This window comes from Pseudonocardia sp. Cha107L01 (genome assembly GCF_052566575.1).
Genome location: NZ_CP199579.1, coordinates 8,165,324 through 8,188,833, shown reverse-complemented (window position 1 = coordinate 8,188,833; position 23,510 = coordinate 8,165,324). Strand labels below are relative to the sequence as shown.

At 72.7% G+C, this 23,510-nt stretch carries 19 protein-coding genes; 16 read left to right on the top strand and 3 right to left on the bottom strand.

Going from position 1 to position 23,510, the window contains the following annotated elements; genetic code table 11:
- Window positions 1-30: 30 nt before the first annotated feature.
- Window positions 31-2,883 carry an aconitate hydratase gene (locus ACTXG6_RS38630; RefSeq protein ID WP_445184264.1) on the bottom strand — a complete coding sequence of 951 codons (2,853 nt, stop codon included), beginning with the start codon at window positions 2,881-2,883 and terminating at the stop codon, window positions 31-33.
- Window positions 2,884-3,245: 362 nt separating this feature from the next.
- Here ACTXG6_RS38630 and ACTXG6_RS38625 point away from each other — a divergent pair, with 362 nt between their 5' ends.
- From ACTXG6_RS38625 to ACTXG6_RS38580, 10 genes are all read left to right on the top strand, one after another.
- Window positions 3,246-4,571: an NlpC/P60 family protein gene (locus tag ACTXG6_RS38625; protein ID WP_445184263.1), complete on the top strand. Its 1,326-nt coding sequence runs from the start codon at window positions 3,246-3,248 to the stop codon at window positions 4,569-4,571.
- Window positions 4,572-4,930: 359 nt separating this feature from the next.
- Window positions 4,931-6,127: an ROK family protein gene (locus ACTXG6_RS38620; protein ID WP_445184262.1), complete on the top strand. Its 1,197-nt coding sequence runs from the start codon at window positions 4,931-4,933 to the stop codon at window positions 6,125-6,127.
- Window positions 6,124-7,881, top strand: coding sequence for a M81 family metallopeptidase (locus tag ACTXG6_RS38615; RefSeq protein ID WP_445184261.1), 1,758 nt, complete (start codon window positions 6,124-6,126; stop codon window positions 7,879-7,881). The genes ACTXG6_RS38620 and ACTXG6_RS38615 overlap by 4 nt, the downstream gene beginning before the upstream one ends.
- Entirely contained in the window at window positions 7,878-8,657 is a 780-nt protein-coding gene (locus ACTXG6_RS38610; RefSeq protein ID WP_445184260.1) for a copper homeostasis protein CutC, read from the top strand. The genes ACTXG6_RS38615 and ACTXG6_RS38610 overlap by 4 nt, the downstream gene beginning before the upstream one ends.
- A gap of 487 nt (window positions 8,658-9,144) precedes the next feature.
- Window positions 9,145-10,140, top strand: coding sequence for an AAA family ATPase (locus ACTXG6_RS38605; RefSeq protein ID WP_445190223.1), 996 nt, complete (start codon window positions 9,145-9,147; stop codon window positions 10,138-10,140).
- 10 nt (window positions 10,141-10,150) lie between these two features.
- Complete coding sequence (locus ACTXG6_RS38600; protein ID WP_445184259.1) at window positions 10,151-11,116, top strand: DUF58 domain-containing protein; 966 nt, start codon at window positions 10,151-10,153, stop codon at window positions 11,114-11,116.
- Window positions 11,117-11,120: 4 nt separating this feature from the next.
- Window positions 11,121-12,101: a VWA domain-containing protein gene (locus tag ACTXG6_RS38595; RefSeq protein WP_445184258.1), complete on the top strand. Its 981-nt coding sequence runs from the start codon at window positions 11,121-11,123 to the stop codon at window positions 12,099-12,101.
- 170 nt (window positions 12,102-12,271) lie between these two features.
- The gene (fabG, locus tag ACTXG6_RS38590; protein WP_445184257.1) at window positions 12,272-12,976 is read left to right on the top strand and encodes a 3-oxoacyl-ACP reductase FabG; all 705 of its coding nucleotides are present in this window, start codon (window positions 12,272-12,274) and stop codon (window positions 12,974-12,976) included.
- A 124-nt stretch (window positions 12,977-13,100) separates the two neighbouring features.
- Window positions 13,101-13,871, top strand: a complete 771-nt coding sequence (gene fabI / locus ACTXG6_RS38585) for an enoyl-ACP reductase FabI (RefSeq protein ID WP_445184256.1) — start codon at window positions 13,101-13,103, stop codon at window positions 13,869-13,871.
- Between the two features lie 72 nt (window positions 13,872-13,943).
- On the top strand, window positions 13,944-14,972 hold the full coding sequence (locus tag ACTXG6_RS38580) for a ferrochelatase (protein ID WP_445190222.1): 1,029 nt from the start codon (window positions 13,944-13,946) through the stop codon (window positions 14,970-14,972).
- 113 nt (window positions 14,973-15,085) lie between these two features.
- Here ACTXG6_RS38580 and ACTXG6_RS38575 read toward each other — a convergent pair whose 3' ends face one another.
- The gene (locus tag ACTXG6_RS38575; protein WP_445184255.1) at window positions 15,086-15,874 is read right to left on the bottom strand and encodes a hypothetical protein; all 789 of its coding nucleotides are present in this window, start codon (window positions 15,872-15,874) and stop codon (window positions 15,086-15,088) included.
- Between the two features lie 124 nt (window positions 15,875-15,998).
- On the opposite strand from ACTXG6_RS38575, the gene ACTXG6_RS38570 reads away from it, so the two are divergent.
- The 4 genes from ACTXG6_RS38570 to ACTXG6_RS38555 all read left to right on the top strand — a co-directional run bounded on the left by ACTXG6_RS38570 (window position 15,999) and on the right by ACTXG6_RS38555 (window position 20,273).
- Window positions 15,999-16,811: a DUF3097 domain-containing protein gene (locus ACTXG6_RS38570; protein WP_445190221.1), complete on the top strand. Its 813-nt coding sequence runs from the start codon at window positions 15,999-16,001 to the stop codon at window positions 16,809-16,811.
- A gap of 75 nt (window positions 16,812-16,886) precedes the next feature.
- Window positions 16,887-17,315 (top strand): NfeD family protein, encoded by a 429-nt coding sequence (locus tag ACTXG6_RS38565; RefSeq protein WP_445184254.1) that lies wholly within the window; start codon window positions 16,887-16,889, stop codon window positions 17,313-17,315.
- Between the two features lie 30 nt (window positions 17,316-17,345).
- On the top strand, window positions 17,346-18,644 hold the full coding sequence (locus tag ACTXG6_RS38560; RefSeq protein ID WP_445184253.1) for an SPFH domain-containing protein: 1,299 nt from the start codon (window positions 17,346-17,348) through the stop codon (window positions 18,642-18,644).
- Window positions 18,645-18,788: 144 nt separating this feature from the next.
- Entirely contained in the window at window positions 18,789-20,273 is a 1,485-nt protein-coding gene (locus ACTXG6_RS38555; RefSeq protein WP_445184252.1) for a mannitol dehydrogenase family protein, read from the top strand.
- Here ACTXG6_RS38555 and ACTXG6_RS38550 read toward each other — a convergent pair.
- Window positions 20,211-20,996: a DUF998 domain-containing protein gene (locus ACTXG6_RS38550; protein WP_445184251.1), complete on the bottom strand. Its 786-nt coding sequence runs from the start codon at window positions 20,994-20,996 to the stop codon at window positions 20,211-20,213. The two genes, ACTXG6_RS38555 and ACTXG6_RS38550, sit on opposite strands and share 63 nt — an antisense overlap.
- 174 nt (window positions 20,997-21,170) lie before the next feature.
- Here ACTXG6_RS38550 and ACTXG6_RS38545 point away from each other — a divergent pair, with 174 nt between their 5' ends.
- The gene (locus tag ACTXG6_RS38545) at window positions 21,171-22,364 is read left to right on the top strand and encodes an acyl-CoA dehydrogenase family protein (protein WP_445184250.1); all 1,194 of its coding nucleotides are present in this window, start codon (window positions 21,171-21,173) and stop codon (window positions 22,362-22,364) included.
- Window positions 22,361-23,476, top strand: a complete 1,116-nt coding sequence (locus ACTXG6_RS38540; RefSeq protein ID WP_445184249.1) for an acyl-CoA dehydrogenase family protein — start codon at window positions 22,361-22,363, stop codon at window positions 23,474-23,476. The genes ACTXG6_RS38545 and ACTXG6_RS38540 overlap by 4 nt, the downstream gene beginning before the upstream one ends.
- Window positions 23,477-23,510: the final 34 nt, after the last annotated feature.

Sequence of the window (23,510 nt, the reverse complement as noted above, 5' to 3'; positions counted from 1 at the left end):
GCGGCCCGGGAACGGCCTGTGCCGGCTGAATTACGAGGCGAGCATGCGGCGCAGTACGTACTGCAGGATGCCGCCGTTGCGGTAGTAGTCCGCCTCACCGGGTGTGTCGATCCGGACCACCGCGTCGAACTCCACCTTCGTGCCGTCCTGCTTGGTCGCGGTGACGGCGACCGTGCGCGGCGTCGAGCCCTCGTTCAGCGCGGTGATGCCGGCGATGTCGAAGGTCTCGGTGCCGTCCAGGTGCAGCGACGAGGCCGACTCACCGGCCGGGAACTGCAGCGGGATGACGCCCATGCCGATCAGGTTCGACCGGTGGATCCGCTCGAACGACTCCACGATGACCGCCCGCACCCCCAGCAGCGAGGTCCCCTTGGCCGCCCAGTCCCGCGACGAGCCGGAGCCGTACTCCTTGCCACCCAGCACCACCAGCGGGATGCCCGCCTCGGCGTAGTTCTGCGCGGCGTCGTAGATGAACGCCTGCGGGGCGTCCTCCTGGGTGAAGTCGCGGGTGTAGCCACCGCTCACCCCGTCCAGCAGCTCGTTGCGCAGCCGGATGTTGGCGAACGTGCCCCGGATCATCACCTCGTGGTTGCCGCGCCGGGACCCGTAGGAGTTGAAGTCCTTCTTGTCCACACCGTGCTCGTTGAGGTACTGCCCGGCCGGGGTGTCGGCCTTGATCGAGCCGGCCGGCGAGATGTGGTCGGTGGTCACCGAGTCGCCGAGCAGCGCGAGCACCCGGGCGCCGCTGATGTCCTGGACATCGGACGGCTCGGCGGACATGCCCTCGAAGTACGGGGGCTTGCGGACGTAGGTGGACTCGGGGTCCCACTCGAAGGTGTTGCCCTCCGGGGTGGGCAGCGCGCGCCACCGCTCGTCGCCCTTGAACACGTCGGCGTAGTCCTTGGTGAACATCTCCTGGCTGATCGAGGAGTCGATGGTCTGCTGGACGTCGGCCGGGGTGGGCCAGATGTCGCGCAGGAACACCTCGCTGCCGTCGGTGTCGGTGCCCAGCGGCTGGTTCTCGAAGTCGAAGTCCATCGTGCCGGCCAACGCGTAGGCGATCACCAGCGGCGGCGAGGCCAGGTAGTTCATCTTGACGTCGGGGTTGATCCGGCCCTCGAAGTTCCGGTTGCCGGACAGCACCGAGACGACGGTCAGGTCGGCCTCGTTGACGGCCGCCGAGATCTCCTCGGGCAGCGGCCCGGAGTTGCCGATGCACGTGGTGCAGCCGTAGCCGACCAGGTGGTAACCGAGCTTCTCCAGGTAGGGCCACATGCCGGCCTTGTCGTAGTAGTCGGTGACCACCTGCGAACCCGGCGCCATCGAGGTCTTCACCCACGGCTTGACGGTCAGCCCGCGCTCGACCGCGTTCTTGGCCAGCAGCGCGGCGCCCAGCATCACCGAGGGGTTGGACGTGTTGGTGCAGGAGGTGATCGAGGCGATCACCACGGCCCCGTGGTCGAGGACGAAGTCGCCCCGGGTCTCCGAGCGCACCCGGGTGGGCTTGGACGGGCGGCCCTCGCCACCGTTGGCGGCGGAGTGCACCACCGGCGCGGCGTCCTCGTCGGCGAAGCTGAGCGCCGGGGCGTCGCTGGCCGGGAAGGACTCGTCGCCGGCTTCGTCGACGTGGTTGAGCGGGGCCCTGCCCACGGCGTCGTCGGTGTAGTCGTGCACCGTCTTGCGGAACGAGGACTTGGCGTCGGTGAGCTCGATGCGGTCCTGCGGGCGCTTCGGGCCGGCGATGGAGGGCACCACGGTGGACAGGTCGAGCTCGAGGGTCTCGGAGAACACCGGCTCGCGCGCCGGGTCGTGCCAGAGGCCCTGCTCCTTGGCGTACGCCTCGACCAGTGCGATCTGGTCCTTCGAGCGGCCGGTGAGCGTGAGGTAGCGGATGGTCTCGTCGTCGATCGGGAAGATCGCCGCGGTGGAGCCGAACTCCGGGCTCATGTTGCCGATGGTGGCCCGGTTGGCCAGCGGCACCGCCGCCACACCCTCGCCGTAGAACTCCACGAACTTGCTGACCACACCGTGCTTGCGCAGCATCTGGGTGATCGTCAGCACCACGTCGGTGGCGGTGGCGCCGGACGGGATCTCACCGGTGAGCTTGAAGCCGACGACCCGGGGGATCAGCATCGACACGGGCTGGCCGAGCATGGCCGCCTCGGCCTCGATGCCGCCGACGCCCCAGCCCAGCACGCCGAGGCCGTTGACCATGGTGGTGTGGCTGTCGGTGCCGACCAGCGTGTCCGGGTAGGCCTGGCCGCCCCGGGACATCACGGTGCGGGCGAGGTGCTCGATGTTGACCTGGTGCACGATGCCGGTGCCCGGTGGGACAACCTTGAACTCGTCGAAGGCGCCCTGTCCCCAGCGCAGGAACTGGTAGCGCTCCTTGTTGCGGCCGTACTCGAACTCCACGTTGCGCTCGAACGCGTCGGCGGTGCCGAAGACGTCGATGATCACCGAGTGGTCGATCACGAGCTCGGCCGGGGCCAGCGGGTTGACCTTCGCGGGGTCGCCGCCCATCTCGGTGACGGCCTCGCGCATGGTGGCCAGGTCGACCACGCACGGCACGCCGGTGAAGTCCTGCATGATCACCCGGGCCGGGGTGAACTGGATCTCGGTGTCCGGGTCGGCGTTCGGGTCCCAGTCGGCCAGCGCGCGGATGTGGTCGGCGGTGACGTTCGCGCCGTCCTCGGTGCGCAGCAGGTTCTCCAGCAGCACCTTGAGGCTGTAGGGCAGCCGGTCGGCGCCGTCGACGGCGGACAGCCGGAAGATCTCGTGATCAGTGCTCCCACCCGGGCCGCTGACACTCAAGGTGCCGCGCGCGCCGAAGCTGTCTGGGCCTGCCGCGGGTTGGGTGTCAGCCGGGTCTGTGGAACTCACGTCGCGTCCTCTCCTGGAGTGCCGGTTCCGCCGGGTCAGCTGAGCCGGAACCGCGGTGGTGGTATTGGGCGTCACGGGCAGTCTGTCGCACGGTGGAAAACCTGTATCCGGTAGGCCCTGTCGGAGAGTGCGGCGGTTCACTCAGCACCCTTCGCCTCAAACAGTACGCGCGTACTGCTTGAGTGTCGAGGGTCAGGTCACCCGGTGTCGTTCAGTACACACCGAGCGCGGCCGGATATCGCTCTTGCGGTGACAGTTGATGCCAGAGGTGGTGTCGGTGCCGCGATTTCGGTGCGCAGGGTGAGAGAGTCCCGCCGTCTGGTCAACACGGACGGGCTAGTCCTGGTTTCGGAGGGTCGGTCGTGCGATTGCTGCGCGTGCATGCCCGACGGGCGGCCGTAGTTGCGGCACTGCTCGTCGGAGCCATGGTCGCGGGCAGCGGGTCGGCGCTGGCGGACCCCGCGCCACCGCCGTCCCCGCCGCCGAACCCGTCCGACCAACAGCTCGACCAGAGCAAGAGCGACATCAACTCGGCGGCCGGGCAGGTGGGCAAGCTGACCAGCCAGCTGGCCGCCGTGCAGGCCGAGGCGGACCAGCTGGGGTTCAAGCTCGAGGGCCGCCAGGAGAATGCCAACAAGGCGCTGGTCGACCTGCAGGTTGCCCAGGACGCCGCCGCGCAGGCCGCCCGGCAGGCCCAGGCCACCCAGGTGGAGGCGACGGCCGCCGCCGGTGCGATCGAGGAGGCGCACCGGCAGCTGGACGAGTTCATCGCGGTCGCCTACGAGCAGGGTGTGCAGAGCGGCTCGTTCGGTCTGCTGATGGAGGCCGACGACCCGACCGACCTGGTGCAGCGCGCCGAGCTCACCCAGGCGGTGGCCGACCAGGAGAAGGCCGCGCTGGAGGCCATGCAGCGTGCCCGGGTCGCCAAGGTCAACGCGGACTCGCTGGCCAGGGCCGCGCAGCTGGCGGCGGTCGCCAAACAGAACGCCGCGGCCGGCGCCAAGAAGACCGCGGACGGCGCGGTGGCCAGCGCGCAGGCCGCGCTCAGCGCCGGGTTGGCGCAGCTGCGCCAGGTCAACGTGCAGCGCGTCAGCCTCGAACACCAGCTCGACGTGCTGACCGCGCACGACGCCGGGCTGCGTGCCCAGCGCCAGCAGTACCTCAGCTACCAGGCTCAGGTGGCCGCCGCCGCCAAGGCCGCCGCCGCGGCCGCCGCCGCCCGGGTGGCCGGCGCCGGCGCCGGGGTCGGCGCCGCCGTGACCGCGGGCGCGCGCGGCGTGATCGACCGGGCGCTGTCCCAGGTCGGGGTGACCTACGCGTGGGGCGGCGGCACCGCCAGGGGGCCGTCCCGGGGGATCCGCGACGGCGGGGTGGCCGACGAGTTCGGCGACTACCGCAAGACCGGCTTCGACTGCTCCGGTCTGATGCTCTACGCGTTCGGTGCGCTGGGCATCGGGCTGCCGCACTACAGCGGCTACCAGTACAACGCCGGCAAGAAGGTGCCGATCTCCCAGATGCGCCCCGGCGACATGCTGTTCTGGGCCGACGGCGGCACCATCCACCACGTCGCGCTGTTCATCGGCAACGGCAAGATGGTCGAGGCCCCGTACTCCGGCGGCGCGGTGCGCATCGTGCCGGTCCGCTACGGCGACGGCCTGATGCCCAACGCCACCCGGCTACTGGGCTGACGCCCCGGGCGCGGACCACCGGGCGCGGACACCGGGACCGCACCGCACCGCCCGGCACGGGCCTGCCCTGGCCGCCACCGTGGCGCACCTGGGCGCCCGCGCACGCGGCGAGGGCCAGGCAGGCGCCGATCGCCAGTGCCTGGCGGTAGAGCCGCCGCGGATCATTATTTCCACTTTCGACATGTTTGACAAAAGGGAATTGCTCTGCCGTGATTCCTGTCATGACAGGCTTGTACCAGGGCAATTCCACCCTTAGAGTTACTTGAGATTGAAGCATCCTCCTTCCTGAGCGATGGGGCGGCAGGCGGCGAATCAGCCTCGACAGACTTATCTCAAAGCTGTCAAAAGTCTGGGGTGACATGTCCGACTCGGAGACCGTCGGCGCGATGCGGTTGCTGTGGCTGATCGCCAGTGGGCGCGCCGTGACCCGGTTGGAACTGGCCACCCTGCTGCGGCAGCCGCAGTCCAGCATCTCGGTGCGGGTACAGGCACTGCTGGCGGCCGGGGTGCTGACCGAGCACGGCGAGGGGCCGTCCCGCGGTGGCCGGCGGCCGCGGCTGCTCGCGGTCAATTCCGGCTACGGGCACGTCTGGGCGGCCGACGTCGGCTCCCGGCACCTGCGCGTCGGGGCGATGGACCTGGCCGGCAACCTGTTGTGCGCGTGGGACCGCCCGCTGGACATCGCCGCCGGCCCGGACGCCGTGCTGGCCGAGCTCGCTGCCGCGGTGCACAGGCACGCCGGCGACACCGAACTGCCCGGGCGCTGGCTCGGGGTGGGCGTCGGGTTGCCGGGGCCGGTCGACGTGGCCGCCGGCACGGTCACCCTGCCCTCCCGGATGCCGGGCTGGCGCGGCTTCCCGGCGCGCGCCGCACTGCGCCGGATGTTCGAGCAGCCGGTCGAGGTGGACAACGACGCGAACGTGCTGGCACTCGGCCAGGCCAGGGGCGGCCGGCCGGGGGAGACCCTGGTGGTGGTCAAGGCCGGTACCGGGGTCGGCGCCGCCCTGGTGGTGGACGGCCGGCTGCACCGGGGCCGGGCCGGGGTGGCCGGCGACATCAGCCACGTCCGGATCGCGGCCGGCGGGGACCGCCCGTGCAGCTGCGGCAACCGGGGCTGCCTGGAGACCGTCGGCAGCGGCGCCGCGCTGGTGGCCAGCCTGCGTGCGCGGGGCATCGAGGTGGCGAACACCGCCGACGTGATGAGCGCCGCCGAGGACGCCCATCCGACGGTCACCACCGCGGTGCGCACCGCCGGGCTGCTGCTCGGCGAGGTGCTGGCCACGGTGGTCAACTTCGCCAACCCGGACGCGGTGCTGCTCGGCGGCCTGCTGGCCGGCTCGGAGGTGTACATGGCCGCGGTGCGGGGCGCCCTCTACGAGCGTTGCCTGCCGCTGGCCACCCGTGAGCTGCGCATCGAGCGGGTGCCGGCCGGGGCGGACGCCGGGTTGATCGGTGCGGGCACCTGGGCCCTGGAGCGGGTGTTCGACCCGGTGGCCTCGGCGCCGTCGGCGGCTTCGGGGCGGGTCGTCGACATCACGAGCAGGGCGGCCCGGTGAGCAGCGGATGGGGCGGCCCGAGGAACGGCGGTGCGGGGAACGGCGTCACGGGGAACGGCGGCGGTGCGGGGAACGGCGTCACGGGAAACGGCGGCGGCGCCATGGGGAACGGCGCCATGGGGAACGGCGGCGGTGCGGGGAACGGCGCCACGGGGAACGGCGGCCGGTCGATCAACGGCGGTCGCGCGACCAACGGCGGCCGGTCCAGCAACGGCGGCCGGTCCAGCAACGGCGGCCGGTCCAGCAACGGTGGCCGAGCGGCCAACGGCCGCCGGGTGAACGGCGGCCCCGGGGACATGCCGCCGCGGATCGGCATCGCCGGCATCGCGATCGAGTCGAGCACGTTCTCCCCGCACCGCAGCACGATGGCCGACTTCCGGGTGAGCCGGGGCGAGGAGCTGATCGCCCGGTACCCGTTCCTCAACACGGGCGCAGCGCTGGCCGGGGACGCCGAGTGGGTGCCGCTGCTGCACGCGGTCGCGCTGCCCGGCGGCGCGGTGACCGACGGGAGCTACCTGCGGCTGGCCAAGGAGATCTGCCAGCTGGTGCGCGCCGCCGGCCCGCTGGACGGGCTGCTGCTGGACCTGCACGGGGCGATGAGCGTGGTCGGGCGCACCGACGTCGAGGCCGAGCTCGTCGAGCAGATCCGGGCCATCGTCGGGCCGACGGTGCTGCTGTCCGCGTCGATGGACCTGCACGGCAACGTGTCCCGGCGGCTGGCCACCGCGCTGGACCTGGTCACCTGCTACCGGACCGCGCCGCACGTGGACACCTGGGAGACCCGGGAGCGGGCCGCCGTCAACCTGGTCGCCCGGCTGCGGGACGGCGGCCGGCCGCTGAAGGCGTGGGTACCGGTGCCGGTACTGCTGCCGGGGGAGAAGACGAGTACCCGGTTGGAGCCGGCGCGCGGGCTCTACGAGCTGGTGGCGCGGGCCGAGGCGGCGGAAGGGGTGTTGGACGCGGCGCTGTGGGTCGGGTACGCCTGGGCCGACGAACCCCGGTGCCAGGCCGCCGTGGTGGTGGCCGGCGACGACGTCGAGGCGATCAGCTGGTGGGCCGGACGGCTGGCCAGGGAGTACTGGCAGGCGCGGCGGGACTTCGACTTCGTGGCGCCGACCGGGTCGCTGGCCGACTGCGTACGGACGGCGCTGGCCAGCACCGAGCGGCCGTTCTTCATCAGCGACTCGGGCGACAACCCCACCGCCGGCGGCGCCGGTGACACGTCCTGGAGCCTGGACGTGCTGCTGCGTACACCGGAGATCACCGACTCGGCGGTGAGCACCCTCTACGCCTCGATCGTCGACCCCTCGGCCACCGAGGCGGCGGTGGTGGCCGGGGTGGGCGCCCAGGTGCGGGTGGCGCTCGGCGGCAAGATCGACGCGGGTCCGCGCGGCCCGGTCGAGCTGACCGGGCAGGTGATCGCGGTGGACGAGCACGACCCGGTCGCGGGTACCGCCGTGGTGCTGGGCGTCGGTGGCCTGCGGGTGATCGTCACCGCCCGGCGCAAGCCGTACCACCTGGAGTCCGACTTCACCGCGCTCGGCCTGGACCCGCGCTCGGCCGACCTGGTGATCGTCAAGATCGGGTACCTGGAACCGGAGCTGTACAAGATGGCGGCGGGCTGGCGGCTCGCGCTGACCCCCGGCGGCGTGGACCAGGACCTGATCCGGTTGGGCCATCGGGACATCGAGCGGCCGATGTACCCGTTCGACCCCGACATGGCCGACCCGGTCCTGGTCCCCGAGCTGCTGTGAGCCTCACGCCGGTCGGGCTGGGCGCGCGTGCCGCGCGGGGTGGTTCGGGCGTCGACCGCGCCCGGGTCGAGCTGAGCGTTGACACGGTGGCCGGTGCGGTCGCGGCGGACTCGCTGGGGGTGCGGCGCATCGAGCTCTGCTCGGCGGGTGCGCTCGGTGGGCTGACGCCGGGGCCGGGCCTGCTGGCCACCGTGCTGGCCCGCTGTCGGCGTACCGAGGTGCACGTGCTCGTCCGGCCCAGGGCTGGCGGCTTCGACTACCGGCCGACCGAGGTGGACGCGATGGCGGCGGACGTGGCGCACGCGGTGGCCGTGGGCGCCGCCGGTGTGGTGGTGGGCGCGCTGGGCGGGGACGGTGACCCGGACCGGGGCGCGGTCGCCGAGATGGTCGCCGCCGCCGCCGGCCGGCCGGTGTGCTTCCACCGTGCGCTGGACGTCTGCCGGGACCCGCTGGCGGCCGTCGACCTGCTGGCCGGGTGGGGGGTGCACCGGGTGCTGAGCTCCGGGCACGAGGTACGTGCCGAGGACGGCGCCGGCGTGCTGGCGGCGATGGTGCGGGTGGCCGGCGACCGGCTTGCGGTCACCGCGTGCGGCGGCATTCGGGCCCACAACGCGGCGGCGCTGCTGCGGGCGACCGGGGCGGCGGACGTGCACGCGGCACCTCGCCGACCCGCCGTGCGCGCGCGGATCGCGGGCCGCGCGGTGGACTTCGGGGGCCATGCCGAGTTCGATCTGTCGGCGGCCGCCGAGCTCCTCGCCGCCGTGCGCGCCGGCTGATCGGCCCACACCGGTCGCTCGTACCGGTCCGGGAGGTCGCCCGCACCGGTCGCCCGCAGCGGTCGCCGGGCAGGTGCGCTGAGGCCGCGCTCAGCGTGCTTCACGGTGGTCATACGGCGCGACCGGTTTGCTGCCCGGGGAGACTTGGAGGCGGGTACCGCCTCCGGTGGAGGGAGACGCGACGGTGACCAACCCGGAGCAGGCGGACGCCGACGGCGGCGCGCGGCCGGCCAGCCAGTCGGCTGACCAGGCTGGCAACCAGCCGGCGGAGCAGAGCGGCACGCCCAGTCCGGCGGCGTCCGGCTCAGCTCGACCCGGCTCGGCCCAGTCCGGCTCGGCCCAGGCCAACTCGGCTGAGGCCAGCGCGGACCAAGTCAAGCTGGACCAGGCGAGCGCCGCTCAGGCCAGCGCCGCTCAGACCAGCGCCGCTCAGGCCAGCGCGACCCGGTCCGGCCAGGCCGCGCCCAGCCCGGCCAAGGGCGGCGGCGTGCCCAGCCCGGCGCGCGAGGGTGAGCTGCTCGAACGCACCGTGTTCGAGGTCAAGCGGGTGATCGTGGGCCAGGACCGCCTGGTGGAGCGGATGCTGGTCGGCCTGCTGGCCAAGGGCCACCTGCTGCTCGAGGGTGTGCCCGGCGTGGCGAAGACACTCGCGGTGGAGACCGTGGCCAAGGTCGTCGGCGGCTCGTTCTCCCGGCTCCAGTTCACCCCCGACCTGGTCCCGGCAGACATCCTCGGTACCCGGATCTACCGGCAGGGCCGCGAGGAGTTCGACGTCGAGCTCGGGCCGGTGGTCGCCAACTTCGTGCTCGCCGACGAGATCAACCGGGCGCCGGCCAAGGTGCAGTCCGCGATGCTCGAGGTGATGGCCGAGCGGCACCTGTCCATCGGCGGCAAGACATTCCCGATGCCCGACCCGTTCCTGGTGCTCGCCACCCAGAACCCCATCGAGAACGAGGGCGTGTACCCGCTGCCGGAGGCGCAGCGCGACCGGTTCCTGTTCAAGCTCATCATCGAGTACCCGAACCTCGAGGAGGAACGGGAGATCATCTACCGGATGGGCGTCGAGCCGCCGGTCGCCGAGCAGGTGATCACCCCCGCCGAGCTGGTCCGGCTGCAGGGCGTGGCATCGCGGGTGTTCATGCACCACGCGCTGGTCGACTACGTGGTCCGCCTCGTGGTGGCCACCCGGTCGCCCGGTGAGCACGGCCTTGACGACGTGGCCGGCTGGGTGTCCTACGGTGCATCACCCCGGGCGAGCCTCGGCATCGTGGCCGCCGCCAGGGCGCTGGCCCTGGTGCGGGGCCGGGACTACGTGCTGCCGCAGGACGTGATGGACGTGGCGCCGGACGTGCTGCGGCACCGGCTGGTGCTGTCCTACGACGCGGTCGCCGACGCGGTACCGATGGACCACATCCTGTCCCGGGTGCTGCAGACCGTGCCGCTGCCGCAGGTCAGCTCGCGGCCGCAGTACGCAACCACGTAGGAAGGCCCAGGTGGACAAGCCCTACCCGGCGGCACCGAACCTGCGCGACGGCCAGCTGGAGGCCGCGCTGCGGGTGCTCGAGCTGACCGTCCGGCGCCGGTTGGACGGACTGCTGCAGGGCAACCACATCGGGCTGGTGCCCGGACCGGGCAGCGAACCGGGTGACGCCCGGCCCTACCAGCCCGGCGACGACGTGCGCCGGATGGACTGGGCGGTGACCGCGCGTACCACCGAGCCGCACATCCGGATGACCGAGGCGGACCGCGAGCTGGAGACCTGGGTGGTGGTGGACCTGTCCGCCAGCCTCGACTTCGGCACCGCCGCCTGCGAGAAGCGCGACCTCGCGGTGGCCGCGACCGCCGCCGTGGCCCACCTGACCAGGGGCGGTGGCAACCGGATCGGCGCACTGGTGGCCACCGGCGAGCGGACCGTGCGGATTCCGGCCAGGGGCGGGTTGGCGCACGCCCGGGGTCTGATCCGCCGCGTCGCGCAGACGCCGCGCGCCCCGGAGGGCACCCGGGGCGACCTGGCCGAGGCGATCGAGCAGTTGCGCCGCCCGCCGCGGCGGCGAGGGCTGGCCGTGGTGGTCTCGGACTTCCTGGGCGAGCAGTCCTGGGAGCGACCGCTGCGCGCGCTGTCCGCCCGCCACGACCTGCTGGCCGTCGAGGTGCTCGACCCGCGTGACCTGGAGCTGCCGGAGGTCGGCACCGTGGTGTTGGCCGACCCGGAGACCGGCCGGCAGCGCGAGGTGGACACCACGCCGCTGCTCTGCCGGGAGTTCGTGGCGGCGGCGGCGGAGCACCGCGAGACGGTGGCGACCGCGCTGCGCCGGTGCGGTGCGGCGCACCTGGTGCTGCGTACCGACCGGGACTGGATCGCCGACGTGGTGCGCTTCGCGGTGGCCCGCAAGCGGCAGTGGTCCGACGCGCCCGGCACCCTGCCGATCAGCGGCGGCCGCCCGGCGGCCATGCGGTGAACCGATGAGTTTTGCTTCGCCGTGGTGGCTGTTGCTGCTGCTAATGGTCGGGGCCGTCGCGGTCGGCTACTGGCTGCTGCAGCGCCGCAAGCGCCGCGACGTCATGCGGTTCACCAACCTCGAGCTGCTCGAGAGGGTGGTGTCCAGCCGCCGCGCCTGGCTCCGGCACGCGCCGACCGTCGTGCTGCTGGTCGCGCTCGCGCTGCTGACCGTCGCGCTGGCCGGCCCGACCGCCGAGGCCAGGGTGCCGCGCAACCGGGCCACCGTCATGCTGGTGATCGATGTGTCGCTGTCCATGCAGGCCACCGACGTCTCGCCGACCCGGCTGCAGGCCGCCCAGGTGGCAGCCAAGAGCTTCGCCGACCGGCTCACCCCGGGGATCAACCTCGGGCTGATCTCGTTCGCCGGCACGGCCGCCGTGCTGGTCTCGCCCACCGCGGACCGGGAGCCGGTGAAGCACGCCATCGACGGGCTCAAGCTGTCCGAGTCCACCGCCACCGGTGAGGCGATCTTCGCGGCGCTGCAGTCCATCCAGAGCTTCTCCGAGGGGCTCGCCGGCAGCACCGAGGGCCCGCCGCCGGCCCGCGTGGTGCTGATGAGCGACGGCAAGCAGACGTTGCCCGGCCCGGAGGGGGAGAACGAGCCGCGCGGTTCGTTCACCGCGGCGCACAAGGCGTCCGACGCCAAGGTCCCGATCTCCACGATCTCCTTCGGCACCCTGCTCGGCCGGATCGACCTGAGTGGCCGCAGCACCGCGGTACCGGTGGACGACGCGTCGCTGCACGAGATCGCGCAGATCTCCGGCGGCCAGTTCTTCACGGCGGCCAGCCAGGAGGAGCTGCAGCAGGTCTACGCCACCCTCGGCGAGGAGATCGGCTACGAGACGCGGCGGGTGGACATCAGCCACGGCTGGTTGATCGCCGGCACCCTGCTGGCCATGCTCGGGCTCGGGTCGGCCGTCGCACTGGGCCGCCGGCTGCCCTGATCCTCCGCGAGTCGGGGATTCAGTCCGGGCGAGTCGGGGATACCGTCGAAGTGACGCGGATCGCTCGCACGGTCACGGTCTGCTGAGATCCCCGACTCACCCTGACCAGAATCCCGACTCGCGGGCAACCTGGGCGAGCCAAGTCGGCCCGGGCTCGTTAGCCTCCTGGCGTGGGACGCAGCGTGTTGGTTACCGGTGGCAATCGAGGAATCGGCCTTGCGATCGCCCAGGCGTTCGCGAAACAGGGGGACAACGTCGCGGTGACGCACCGCGGTTCCGGTGCTCCGGGCGGCTTGCTCGGGGTCCGTTGCGACGTCACCGACGTGGAGAGCGTGGACGCCGCGTTCACCGAGGTCGAGGCCGCGCACGGGCCGGTGCAGGTGCTCATCTCCAACGCCGGCATCACCGACGACACGCTCCTGATGCGGATGGCCGACGAGCAGTTCACCCGGGTGCTGGACGCCAACCTGTCCGGCGCATACCGGGTCGCCAAGCGGGCCGCGCGGGGCATGTTGCGCGCCCGGGGCGGACGGATGATCTTCATCTCGTCGGTGGTCGGGCTGAGCGGCGCCCCGGGGCAGGCGAACTACGCCGCGTCGAAGGCGGGACTGGTCGGCCTGGCCCGGTCCATCGCCCGCGAGCTGGGCAGCCGCTCGATCACCTCGAACGTGATCGCCCCCGGTTTCGTCGAGACGGACATGACCGCCGAGCTGGGGGAGAAGCGCAACAAGGAGATCCTCGGCCAGATCCCGCTGGGACGGATCGCCGCGCCCGCCGAGATCGCGGCGGCCGCCACCTGGCTGGCCTCGGACGCCGCCGCCTACATCACCGGTGCGGTGATCCCGGTGGACGGTGGCCTCGGGATGGGCCACTGAGGGATGGGCTAGTGAGGGGTCACTGAGGGGTCACTGACCACTCCGGCCGACAACTCCCCAGCCGCTCCGGACCGGGAACCACCACCAGACCAATCGCGCCAGACCAGGAACGGGAGAAGGACACGTGACGGGGCTACTCGAGGGTAAACGCATCCTGGTGACGGGCGTGATCACGGACGCGTCGCTGGCCTTCCACGTCGCCAAGGCGGCGCAGGAACAGGGCGCGACCGTGGTGCTGACCGGGTTCGGCCGGATGCGGCTGGTGGAACGGATCGCGCAGCGGCTGCCGAAGCCGGCGCCGGTGCTCGAGCTGGACGTCACCGACCAGTCGCAGCTGGACAGCCTCGCCGACCGGGTCCGCGAGCACACCGACGGGCTGGACGGCGTACTGCACTCGATCGGCAACGCACCCGCGTCCTGCCTGGGTGAGGGTGCCTTCCTCAGCGCGCCGTGGGAGGACGTGGCCAGCGCGCTGCAGGTCAGCGCCTACTCGTTCAAGTCGCTGAGCACCGCGTGCCTGCCGCTGATGTCGCCCGGCGGCTCGATCGTGGGCATGGACTTCGACAACCGGCAGGCCTGGCCGGCCTATGACTGGATGGGCGTGGCCAAGTCGGCGCTGGAGTCGATCTGTCGCTACCTGGCCAGGGACCTGGGCCCGAAGGGCATCCGGGTCAACCTGGTGGCGGCCGGGCCGGTGCGGACGATGGCGGCCCGCTCGATTCCCGGCTTCGCCGCCTTCGAGGACGCCTGGGACGGGCGCGCCCCGCTGGGCTGGGACGTGAACAACCCGGAGCCGGTGGCCCGGACCTGTTGCGCGCTGCTGTCGGACTGGCTGCCGGCGACCACCGGGTCGATGGTGTGGGCGGACGGCGGGTTCCACGCCGTCGGCGTCTAGGTGGCCGCGGTCGCGCCCGGTGGCGCTGTCGCACCGGGTGGCGCCGACTCGTCGGGGCGGCCGGTCGACGCGCTGCTGGTGCTGTCCTTCGGCGGCCCGGAGGGGCCTCGGGACGTGCTGCCGTTCCTGGAGCGGGCCACCGCGGGGCGCGGGGTGCCCAGGGAGCGGCTGCTCGAGGTGGCCAAGCACTACGAGCACTTCGACGGTGTCTCGCCGCTCAACGCACGCAACCGGGAACTGATCGAGCGGGTCCGCGCCGAGCTCGCCGAGCAGGGCGTCGCGCTGCCGGTGTACTTCGGCAACCGCAACTGGCATCCGCTGGTGGAGGACACCGTCGCGGAGATGGCCGCCGCCGGGGTGCGCCGTGCCCTGGTGTTCGCGACCAGCGCGTACGGGGGTTACTCGGCCTGCCGGCAGTACCACGAGGACATCGAGCGGGCGCGCGAGTCGGTCGGCGAGGGTGCCCCGGAGCTGGTCAAGCTGCGGCACTTCTTCGACCACCCGGACTTCGTCGGGGCGGCCGCCGACGCCGTCCGCTCGGCCGCGGCGACGCTGCCGGTCGAGCGGCGCGACCAGGCCCGCTTGGTGTTCACCGCACACTCGATCCCGTCCGCCGCCGACGCGGCCGCCGGCGTCCCCGCCGAGGGCGGCCGTCGCTACTCCCGCCAGGTGGCCGAGGCGGCACGGCTGGTGGCGGAGTCGGTGGACGTGCCCGACTACGACGTGGTGTGGCAGTCCCGGTCCGGGCCGCCGAGCGTGCCGTGGCTGGAGCCGGACGTGCTCGACCACCTGGACGCGCTGCACGCCAAGTCGGTGCAAGCCGTCCTGGTGTGCCCGATCGGGTTCGTCAGTGACCACGTCGAGGTGGTCTGGGACCTGGACAACGAGGCCAGCGAGCGCGCCGCCGGGTACGGCATGTCGTTCGCGCGGGCGGCCACCGCGGGAGCGGCCACCCGGTTCGCCCGGATGGTGGTGGAGTTGGTCCGCGAGCAGCTGGACGGTGTGTCCCCCCGATCCCTCGGCGGGGTTCCCCTCGCCGGCGCGGGTGTGAACGGCCAGCCCTGCGGGGTCGACTGCTGCGCCCCCGTCCGCCGCCCCTGACGTGGTCGGCCGCACACCCTGGGTGCGCGCCGCACACCCCGTACAACCTCTGTGGCGCGTGCACGCGGTGTGTGCCGTGCGGGAGAGCGGCCGGCGGCGGCCACCTGAGGCGGTCAGGTGCGGTCGGCGCTGCCGGCCAGCACCCGGACCGCGTCCGCCACGGCGGCGCGCCGGGCGACCCGGATCGCGGTGGCCAGCGGGCGCAGTGCGTCGGTGCGCGCCTGCGCGGCCGTCGCGGTCAGCGCCGCACCGGGGTCGTCCACCAACGCAGCGGCGAGGATCGCCTCCACCTCGTCGGCCTGCTGCAGCACCCGCAGGCTGTGCCCCGGCATGCCGTCCGGCCACATCGAGCGCGGCCGGGAGCGCAGGGTGGCCTCGATCTCCTCGCGCACGCCGGGCCGGTGCCGGGCCACGCCGAGCGCGGTCAGGGTCGACGCGGACTGGCGCACCTGGTCGCGCAGCGCGAACTCGGCCTCGCCCAGCGCCACGAACTCCTCCGGCGGAGCTGCCTCGAGCGCCGAGTGCACCGTCCAACGCAGCAGGCCGCTGCCCATCGGGGTGGGCACCAGCCCGTACCCGATCTCGGCGAACAGCAGGCCTTCGCCGGAGTCGATCACCGCACGGCTGAACTGGCCAGGGCCGGGCACCCCGCGCAGATCGCCGGGGGCGGTGAGCACCAGCCGCGCCGGCCCGGGGGTCACCGTGCCGCGCACCTTGCGCAGCGCGGCGAGCAGGAACGTCACCGAGGTGGGTCGGTCGGTCGGGCCGGGCAGGCCGATGCCACGCGCGGTGGCGTCGTCGGCGGCCAGTACGTCGTGTGCTTCGCCCCAGGGCTCGAGCGCGTCGAGCACGTCATCGGGCGCGGCGGCACCCACCAACCAGGCGGATACCCACACGGTCATCGTCGCGGAAACGCAGGACACCCGACTCAGGCTAGAGGGCATCGCTCGGCGTGGCACTCCCGCCAGGCGGGTGACACGCGGATAACGTTGCGCAGCCATGGATGGAACTGCCCGCACCGATCGGGTGCGCACCCAACACTACGGTGATCCACTTGCGTCGGGCGGTCGGCGCCGCAAGGAGATCCCGACCGTCGTCGGCGAGTCTGGCCTGGTCCTGGAGGACCCGGCCACCGGTTTCTGCGGCGCGGTGACCAGCATCGGCAAGGACGGCGCGGTCCTCGAGGACGCGAAGGGCCGGCGCCGGGTGTTCCCGCTGCGGCCCGCCGGATTCCTGATAGACGGTCAGCCGGTCACCGTGGTGCGCCCGGCCGCGGCACCGGCGAAACCGGCGCGATCCTCGTCCGGCTCGGTCCGGGTGGCCGGGCTGCGCGCGCGCACCGCGCGGGGCGGCCGGATCTGGGTGGAGGGCATCCACGACGCCGCGCTGGTGGAGCAGGTCTGGGGACACGACCTGCGGGTGGAGGGTGTGGTGGTGGAGCCGCTGCACGGGATCGACGACCTGGCCGGCGCGGTCGCCGAGTTCGGGCCGACCGCCGACCGCCGCCTCGGTGTCCTGGTCGACCATCTGGTCGCCGGTACCAAGGAAACCCGGTTAGCGGCGAGTATGAAGAACGCAGCCGGTCCGCACGTGCTGGTCACCGGCCACCCCTACGTCGACGTCTGGCAGGCCGTCCGGCCCTCCGTGGTGCGCATCCGGCAGTGGCCGGAGATCCCTCGGGGCACCGACTGGAAGACCGGTGTCTGCGATGCCCTGCGCTGGGGTGAGCCGGCCGACGGGGCCCGCCGGGTACTGGGCGCGGTGCGGGATTTCCGGGATCTCGAAACGCCGCTGATCACGGCCGTCGAGAAGCTCATCGATTTCGTGACCACCTCGTGACCGGCTGGCAATAACTCAGCGTAGCTACGATCGAATTCGCCACCAGGGCACTCCCAGCTCTGGCACTATCGTGCTATGACCGAGGCGGTCGTCTGGCTGATCGCGGGTCTCGTGCTGCTCGGTGTCGAAGTGCTCACCGGCACGTTCGTACTGGTGATGCTCGGTGGTGCGGCGCTGGCCGCGGCCGCGGTCGCCGGCATCGGGGACACCCCCACCATGGTCAACGTGAGCGTCTTCGCGGTGGTCTCGGTCGCGCTGCTGGTCGGGGTCCGGCCGGCGCTGCGCCGCCGGCTGCACGTCGAGCTGGACTCCGGCGGCCACAACCCGGTCGGCGTGACCGGTCTGGTCATCGAGCGGGTGCACCGGGACGGCGGCCAGATCAAGATCGACGGGGAGCTCTGGTCGGCGCGCTCGCTGGAACACGAGCGGGTCTTCGAGCCGGGTGAGCGGGTCACCGTGATGCAGCTGTCCGGGGTCACCGCCGTGGTGTCGGCCGAGCTGTGACACGTCCATGAGAGAGCTTGGGGAGAGACGATGCTCGAGCTGAATTCGATCGCGCTGCTGGTCGGCGGGCTGATCGTGCTGCTGGTGATCGTGACGGTGGTCAAGTCGGTGCAGATCATCCCGCAGGCCTCGGTGGCGATCGTGGAGCGGCTCGGTCGGTACAAGGGCACCAAGGAGGCCGGGCTGGCGTTCCTGGTGCCGTTCGTGGACAAGGTCCGCCAGCGGGTGGACCTGCGCGAGCAGGTGGTCACCTTCCCGCCGCAGTCGGTGATCACCCAGGACAACCTCACGGTGCACGTCGACACCGTCGTCTACTACAAGGTGATCGATCCGAAGTCCGCGCTGTACGGGGTCGAGAGCTACATCCTCGGCGTCCAGAACGTCACCACCACCACGCTGCGCAACGTGGTCGGCGGCATGAGCCTGGAAGGCACCCTGACCTCCCGGGGCCAGATCAACAGCGTGCTGCGCGGCGAGCTGGACGAGGCCACCGGCCGTTGGGGGATCCGGATCAACCGGGTGGAGATCAAGTCGATCGACCCGCCGCTGTCCATCCAGGACTCGATGGAACGGCAGATGAAGGCCGACCGGGAGAAGCGCGCGATGATCCTCACCGCCGAGGGGCAGCGGGAGGCGGCGATCAAGGCGGCCGAGGGCCAGAAGCGCGCGCAGATCCTGTACGCCGAGGGCGCCAAGCAGGCCGCGATCCTGGGCGCGGAGGCCGAGCGGCAGTCCCAGATCCTGCGCGCCCAGGGCGACCGGGCGGCGCGCTACCTGCAGGCGCAGGGCCAGGCCAAGGCGATCGAGAAGGTGTTCGCCGCGATCAAGGCCGGCAAACCGACCCCGGAGCTGCTGGCCTACCAGTACCTGCAGACGCTGCCGCAGATGGCGCAGGGCGAGGCGAACAAGGTCTGGCTGGTGCCCAGCGACTTCGGCAAGGCACTGGAGGGCTTCACCAGGATGCTCGGGGCGCCCGGTGAGGACGGTGTGTTCCGGTACCAGCCCAGCCCGGACGACGGCCCCGCGCCGGCCCGGCCGGGGGACGACGATGACGACGTGGCCGGCTGGATGGACGCCGTGAGCGACCCGGAGATCGCCAGGGCGGTCGCGGAGGCGGAGGCGGAGGCCCGCCGTGACATCCCGCCCGTCGAGGCGGGCGGCCGGCACCTCGCGCCGCCGCCGGACTTCCCGGCCGCGCCGCGGCTCCCGCCGCCGCCGCCGGCCGCCTTCCCGCCGCCCCCGGAAGCCCCGCACGGCCCGGGTGCCGGCAACGGCGGCGGACCGGGGCTGCCCGGGCCCCGGCCGCAGCCGGAGCCGCCCTGGAACTGAGCGCGGGCCGTTCCCGAGGCGCCGGCGCGGTCACCTGGCGCTCCGGTTGCGCATATCGCCGACGAACCGGGCCCCGGGGTAGCAGACTGACCTCGGCGCCCGCACCGGTGGGCCGCCGCTGCCGGGACTACCGAGAGGATGGCCATGCGCGCGCTCAACGCCGAGACGCTTGCCTCGATCAGCGACACCGTGCCGGTGCCGGACTACGCCCGCTCCCCGGAACAGACGGCGATCGTGCACTTCGGGGTGGGCGGCTTCCACCGGGCCCACCAGGCGATGTACCTGGATCGGCTGATGGCCGAGGGCAAGGCACTGGACTGGGGGATCTGCGGCGTCGGTGTGCTGCCCTCGGACGCCGCGATGCGGGACGCCCTGAGCGCTCAGGACCACCTCTACACGTTGGTGCTCAAGTACCCGGACGGCCGGCTGGAGCCGAGGGTGATCGGTTCGGTGATGGACTACCTGTTCGCCCCGGACGACCCCGAGGCTGTGGTCGAGCGGATGGCCAGCGAGCGCACCCGGATCGTCTCGCTGACCGTGACCGAGGGCGGCTACCACGTGCACCCGGTCACCGGGGAGTTCGACGACCGCGACCCGCGCATCCAGGCCGACCTGGCCCCCGGTGCCACCCCGACCACCACGTTCGGGCTCATCACCGAGGCGCTGGTCCGCCGGCGCGACCGCGGGCTGGCCCCGTTCACGGTGATGAGCTGCGACAACATCCAGGGCAACGGCGACGTGGCGCGGCGGATGATCACCGCGTTCGCCACCGAGCGGGATGCCGAGCTCGGCGCCTGGATGACGGAGAACGTGGCGTTCCCGAACTCCATGGTCGACCGGATCACGCCGGTGACCGCCGACTCGGACCGGGCCACCCTGGCCGAGCGCTTCGACGTCGAGGACCGCTGGCCGGTGGTCTGCGAGCCGTTCACCCAGTGGGTACTCGAGGACCACTTCACCCAGGGCCGGCCGCCGTTCGAGGACGTAGGCGTGCAGGTCGTCGACGACGTCACGCCGTACGAGCTGATGAAGCTGCGGCTGCTCAACGCCGGGCACCAGGTGCTCTGCTACCTGGGCTACCTGGCCGGCTACCGGTACGCGCACGAGGCCGCCGCCGACCCGAACTTCGTCGAGCTGCTGATGGGCTACTGGGAGCGCGAGGGCACCCCGTCGTTGCAACCGGTTCCCGGGGTGGACCTCAAGGAGTACCGGCAGACGCTGATCGAGCGCTTCGCCAACCCGGCGGTGGCCGACACGCTGGCCCGGTTGTGCTTCGGTTCCTCCGACCGGATCCCCAAGTTCCTGGTCCCGGTCCTGCATCACCAGTTGGAACAGGGCGGGGAGTACCACCGCTCGGTGCTCACCATCGCGGCCTGGGCGCGCTACGCGGAGGGCGTCGACGAGGCCGGCGAGCCGATCGACGTGCAGGACCAGCTCAAGGATGCGCTGATGGCCAACGCCGCCGCGCAGGGGGTCGACGGGCTCGACTTCGTGGCCAACCGGGACCTGTTCGGCGACCTGGTGGACGACGAGCGCTTCGTCACCGAGTACCAGCGGGCGCTGCGTTCACTGCACGAGCGCGGCGCCGCCGCCAGCGTCGCGGACTGGGTCGCCCGCGACTCCAGTTGAGTCGGCTCCGCCGGGGTCGACCCCGGCCGGGTCGGTCCCGGCCGGGCTCGTCGCGGCCCGCCGGGCCCAGTGGCCGAGCGCGAACACCGCGACGACCTCGGCTCCGGCGATGAGCCGCTCCATGGCGCCCAGCGGGAAGAGCCGCCACCACGACACGTCGGTGAAGAAGCTCTGCGCCACCGCGTAGATCAGCAGCGACACACAGGCCCAGGACACGATCGCGGTCCAGCGGGTGAACGCGGCCGGCGCGCGCCAGCTCGGGTTGCGCCGCACGGCGCCCCGGGTGGCCAGCAGTGCGCCGGCCGGCAGGCTCAGGAACGCCACCAGGCTCGCCATCCGGTGGATCATGCCGCTGGCCCCGGTGTGCTGACCGGCCGCGAAGTCGTACTTCTCGAAGACGACCAGCACGGTCAGGCTGGCCGACCACAGCGTGAGGAACACCGAGGTGCCGCTCACCGCGCGCACCACGCCGCCCCGGACCAGCCCGGCGAGGATCGCCATCGAGCCGGCGGCCAGCGCGAGCACTCCGACGTCGAACATCCAGCCGTTCGTGCCGAGCGCGTACTGCGAGATCGTCCGGGTCATCGGGTCGATCTGGTTGGACGGCGGCAGTACGTGCAGCAGCAGCACCAGCAGCGAACCGAGGCTCAGCAGGCCGACACCGACGGTGGGCAGCACGGCCCGCTCGGCCGGGGCGGTCCGAGGCACGGGTGGAAAGGTCACGACGGGCTCCCCGGGATCAACGGTCATTCACTCGGCTAACGGTGTGTTCGGGCCCGGGGTTCCGGAGCGAGCTGTGGTTTCGCTGTGGGTCTGTGGGTGACGGCTCTCTAATCGACCTGACGGCCGGCGACCCGAAGTCCGGCGGCGCCCGTGAGCCCGTGCGAGGATCGCCGGGTGAGTACCGCCGCTGAACGGGACCTGGCCCAGACCCTGGCCCTGCCCTCCGTGGGGCTCGCCCCGGAGACCGAGGAGTTGCGGGCCGAGGTCCGGGAGTTCCTGGCCAAGGAGCGCGCCGAGGGCCGGTTCGTGCCGCGCTGTGACGTCTGGCTGTCCGGTTGGGACGAGCGGTTCAGCCGGGAGCTGGGCGCTCGGGGCTGGCTGGGGATGACGCTGCCGACCGAGTACGGCGGGCACGGGCGGACCGCACTGGACCGCTACGTGGTCACCGAGGAGCTGCTGGCCGCGGGTGCCCCGGTGGCCGCGCACTGGGTCGCCGACCGGCAGATCGGGCCGTCGCTGCTGCGCTTCGGCACCGAGGAGCAGAAGCAGCGCTACCTGCCCCGGATCGCCGCCGGCGAGTGCTACTTCGGCATCGGGATGAGCGAACCGGACTCCGGGTCCGACCTGGCGTCGGTGCGCACCCGCGCCACCCGGGTGGACGGCGGCTGGCAGCTGACCGGCACCAAGGTGTGGACCTCCGGCGCGCACCACGCGCACGCATTCTTCGCGCTGGCCCGCAGCGAGCCGGTGCAGGACGGTAACCGCCACGCCGGGTTGAGCCAGTTCCTGGTCGAGCTGAACTCGCCGGGTATCCAGATCAACCCGATCCGGCTGCTCACCGGCGCGCACCACTTCAACGAGGTGGTGCTGGACGGGGTGTTCGTGCCGGACGAGCTGGTGCTCGGCGAGATCGGCGCCGGCTGGCACCAGGTGACCTCGGAGCTGGCGTTCGAGCGCAGCGGCCCGGAGCGGTTCCTGTCCACGTTCCCGTTGCTGGTCGCACTGGTCGACGAGCTGTCCCGGGCCGGGGAGTCCGCCCTGGGCGCCAGTGGGCTGCGTGAGCTGGGTGCACTGGTGTCGCGGGTGTGGACGCTGCGCCGGCTCTCCCTCGGCATCGCCGCGTCGCTCAGCTCCGGGGTGGCGGCCGACGTGCCGGCGGCCATGGTGAAGGACCTGGGCACCCGCTACGAGAGCGAGGTGATCGACGCCGCCCGGCTGCTGGTGTCGATCCCACCGGACCCGGGTGCGGAGTCCGGGTTCGCCCGGCTGCTGGCCGATGCGGTGCTGCACGCGCCCGGGTTCACCCTGCGCGGCGGTACGAACGAGATTTTGCGTGGCGTGGTGGCGAGGGGGCTGGGGCTGCGATGAACTCCGGGATGAACGCCGGTGCCGGCTCGGCGACCGGTTCGGAGACCGACGAGCTGGTGGCGACCGCCCGGTCGGTGTTCGCCGACCACCCGGCGGAGGTGAGCGACGGGCTGCCGGCGCCGCTGTGGTCCACGCTGACCGAGCTCGGCCTGGTGCAGCTGAGCCTGCCCGAGGAGGCCGGTGGCAGCGGCGGTACGTTGGCGGATCTGGCCGCGTTGTTGCTGGTCGCCGGGGAGGCCGCCGCGCCGGTGCCGCTCGCGGAGACGGAGCTGGCCGGTTGGCTGCTGCACTCGGCCGGGCTGGCCGTGCCGTCCGGTGTGCTGGCCGTCGCCTGGGACAGCGGTGTGTCCGGTACCGGTGCCGCGCTCGACGTGCGGGCGGAGTCCGACGGCGGCTACGCGGTGTCCGGCCAGCTGACGAGGGTGGGCTGGGCCAGGGCGGCCGCCCGGCTGGCGGTGCTGGCCACCGGGCCGGACGGCGCCGACGTGGTGTTGTCGGTGGACCCGGCCGCCGCCGGCGTGTCGCTGACCGAGGGCACCAACCTGGCCGGTGAGCCGCGCGACGACGTGCGGCTGGACCTGCGGATCGCCGAGGCGGACTGCGCCGCGGCGCCGGACGGCACCCGGGAGCCGCTGGTGCGCCGTGCCGCGTTGGCCCGCGCGCTGCTGCTCGCCGGGGCGGCCGGTCGGGCGCTGGCCGGCTCGGTGCGCTACGCCGGGGAGCGGGTGCAGTTCGGCCGCCCGATCGCCAAGTTCCAGGCGATCCAGCAGCAGCTCGCGCTGGCGGCGGCGGAGGTCGCGGCCGGTCGGGCGGCGGCCGAGGCGGCGGCCCGGATCGCGGCCGGCGGCGTGGCCGGGCCGGATGCCGGCTTCGCGATCGCGGTGGCCAAGGCGAGGACCAGTGAGGCGGCCGGCGTGATCGCCCGCATCGCGCACCAGGTGCACGGCGCGATCGGCTTCACCCTGGAACACGACCTGCGGCTGGCCACCACCCGGCTGTGGGCCTGGCGGGAAGAGGACGGGAGCGAGGCGCACTGGCACGCGGTGATCGCCCGGCGGGTACTCGCCGAGGGCGCCGACGGCCTGTGGCCACTGCTCACCCGCGCCAGCTGACGGTCGTGAGTGGCTGGCTGGAGTATTACAGCGG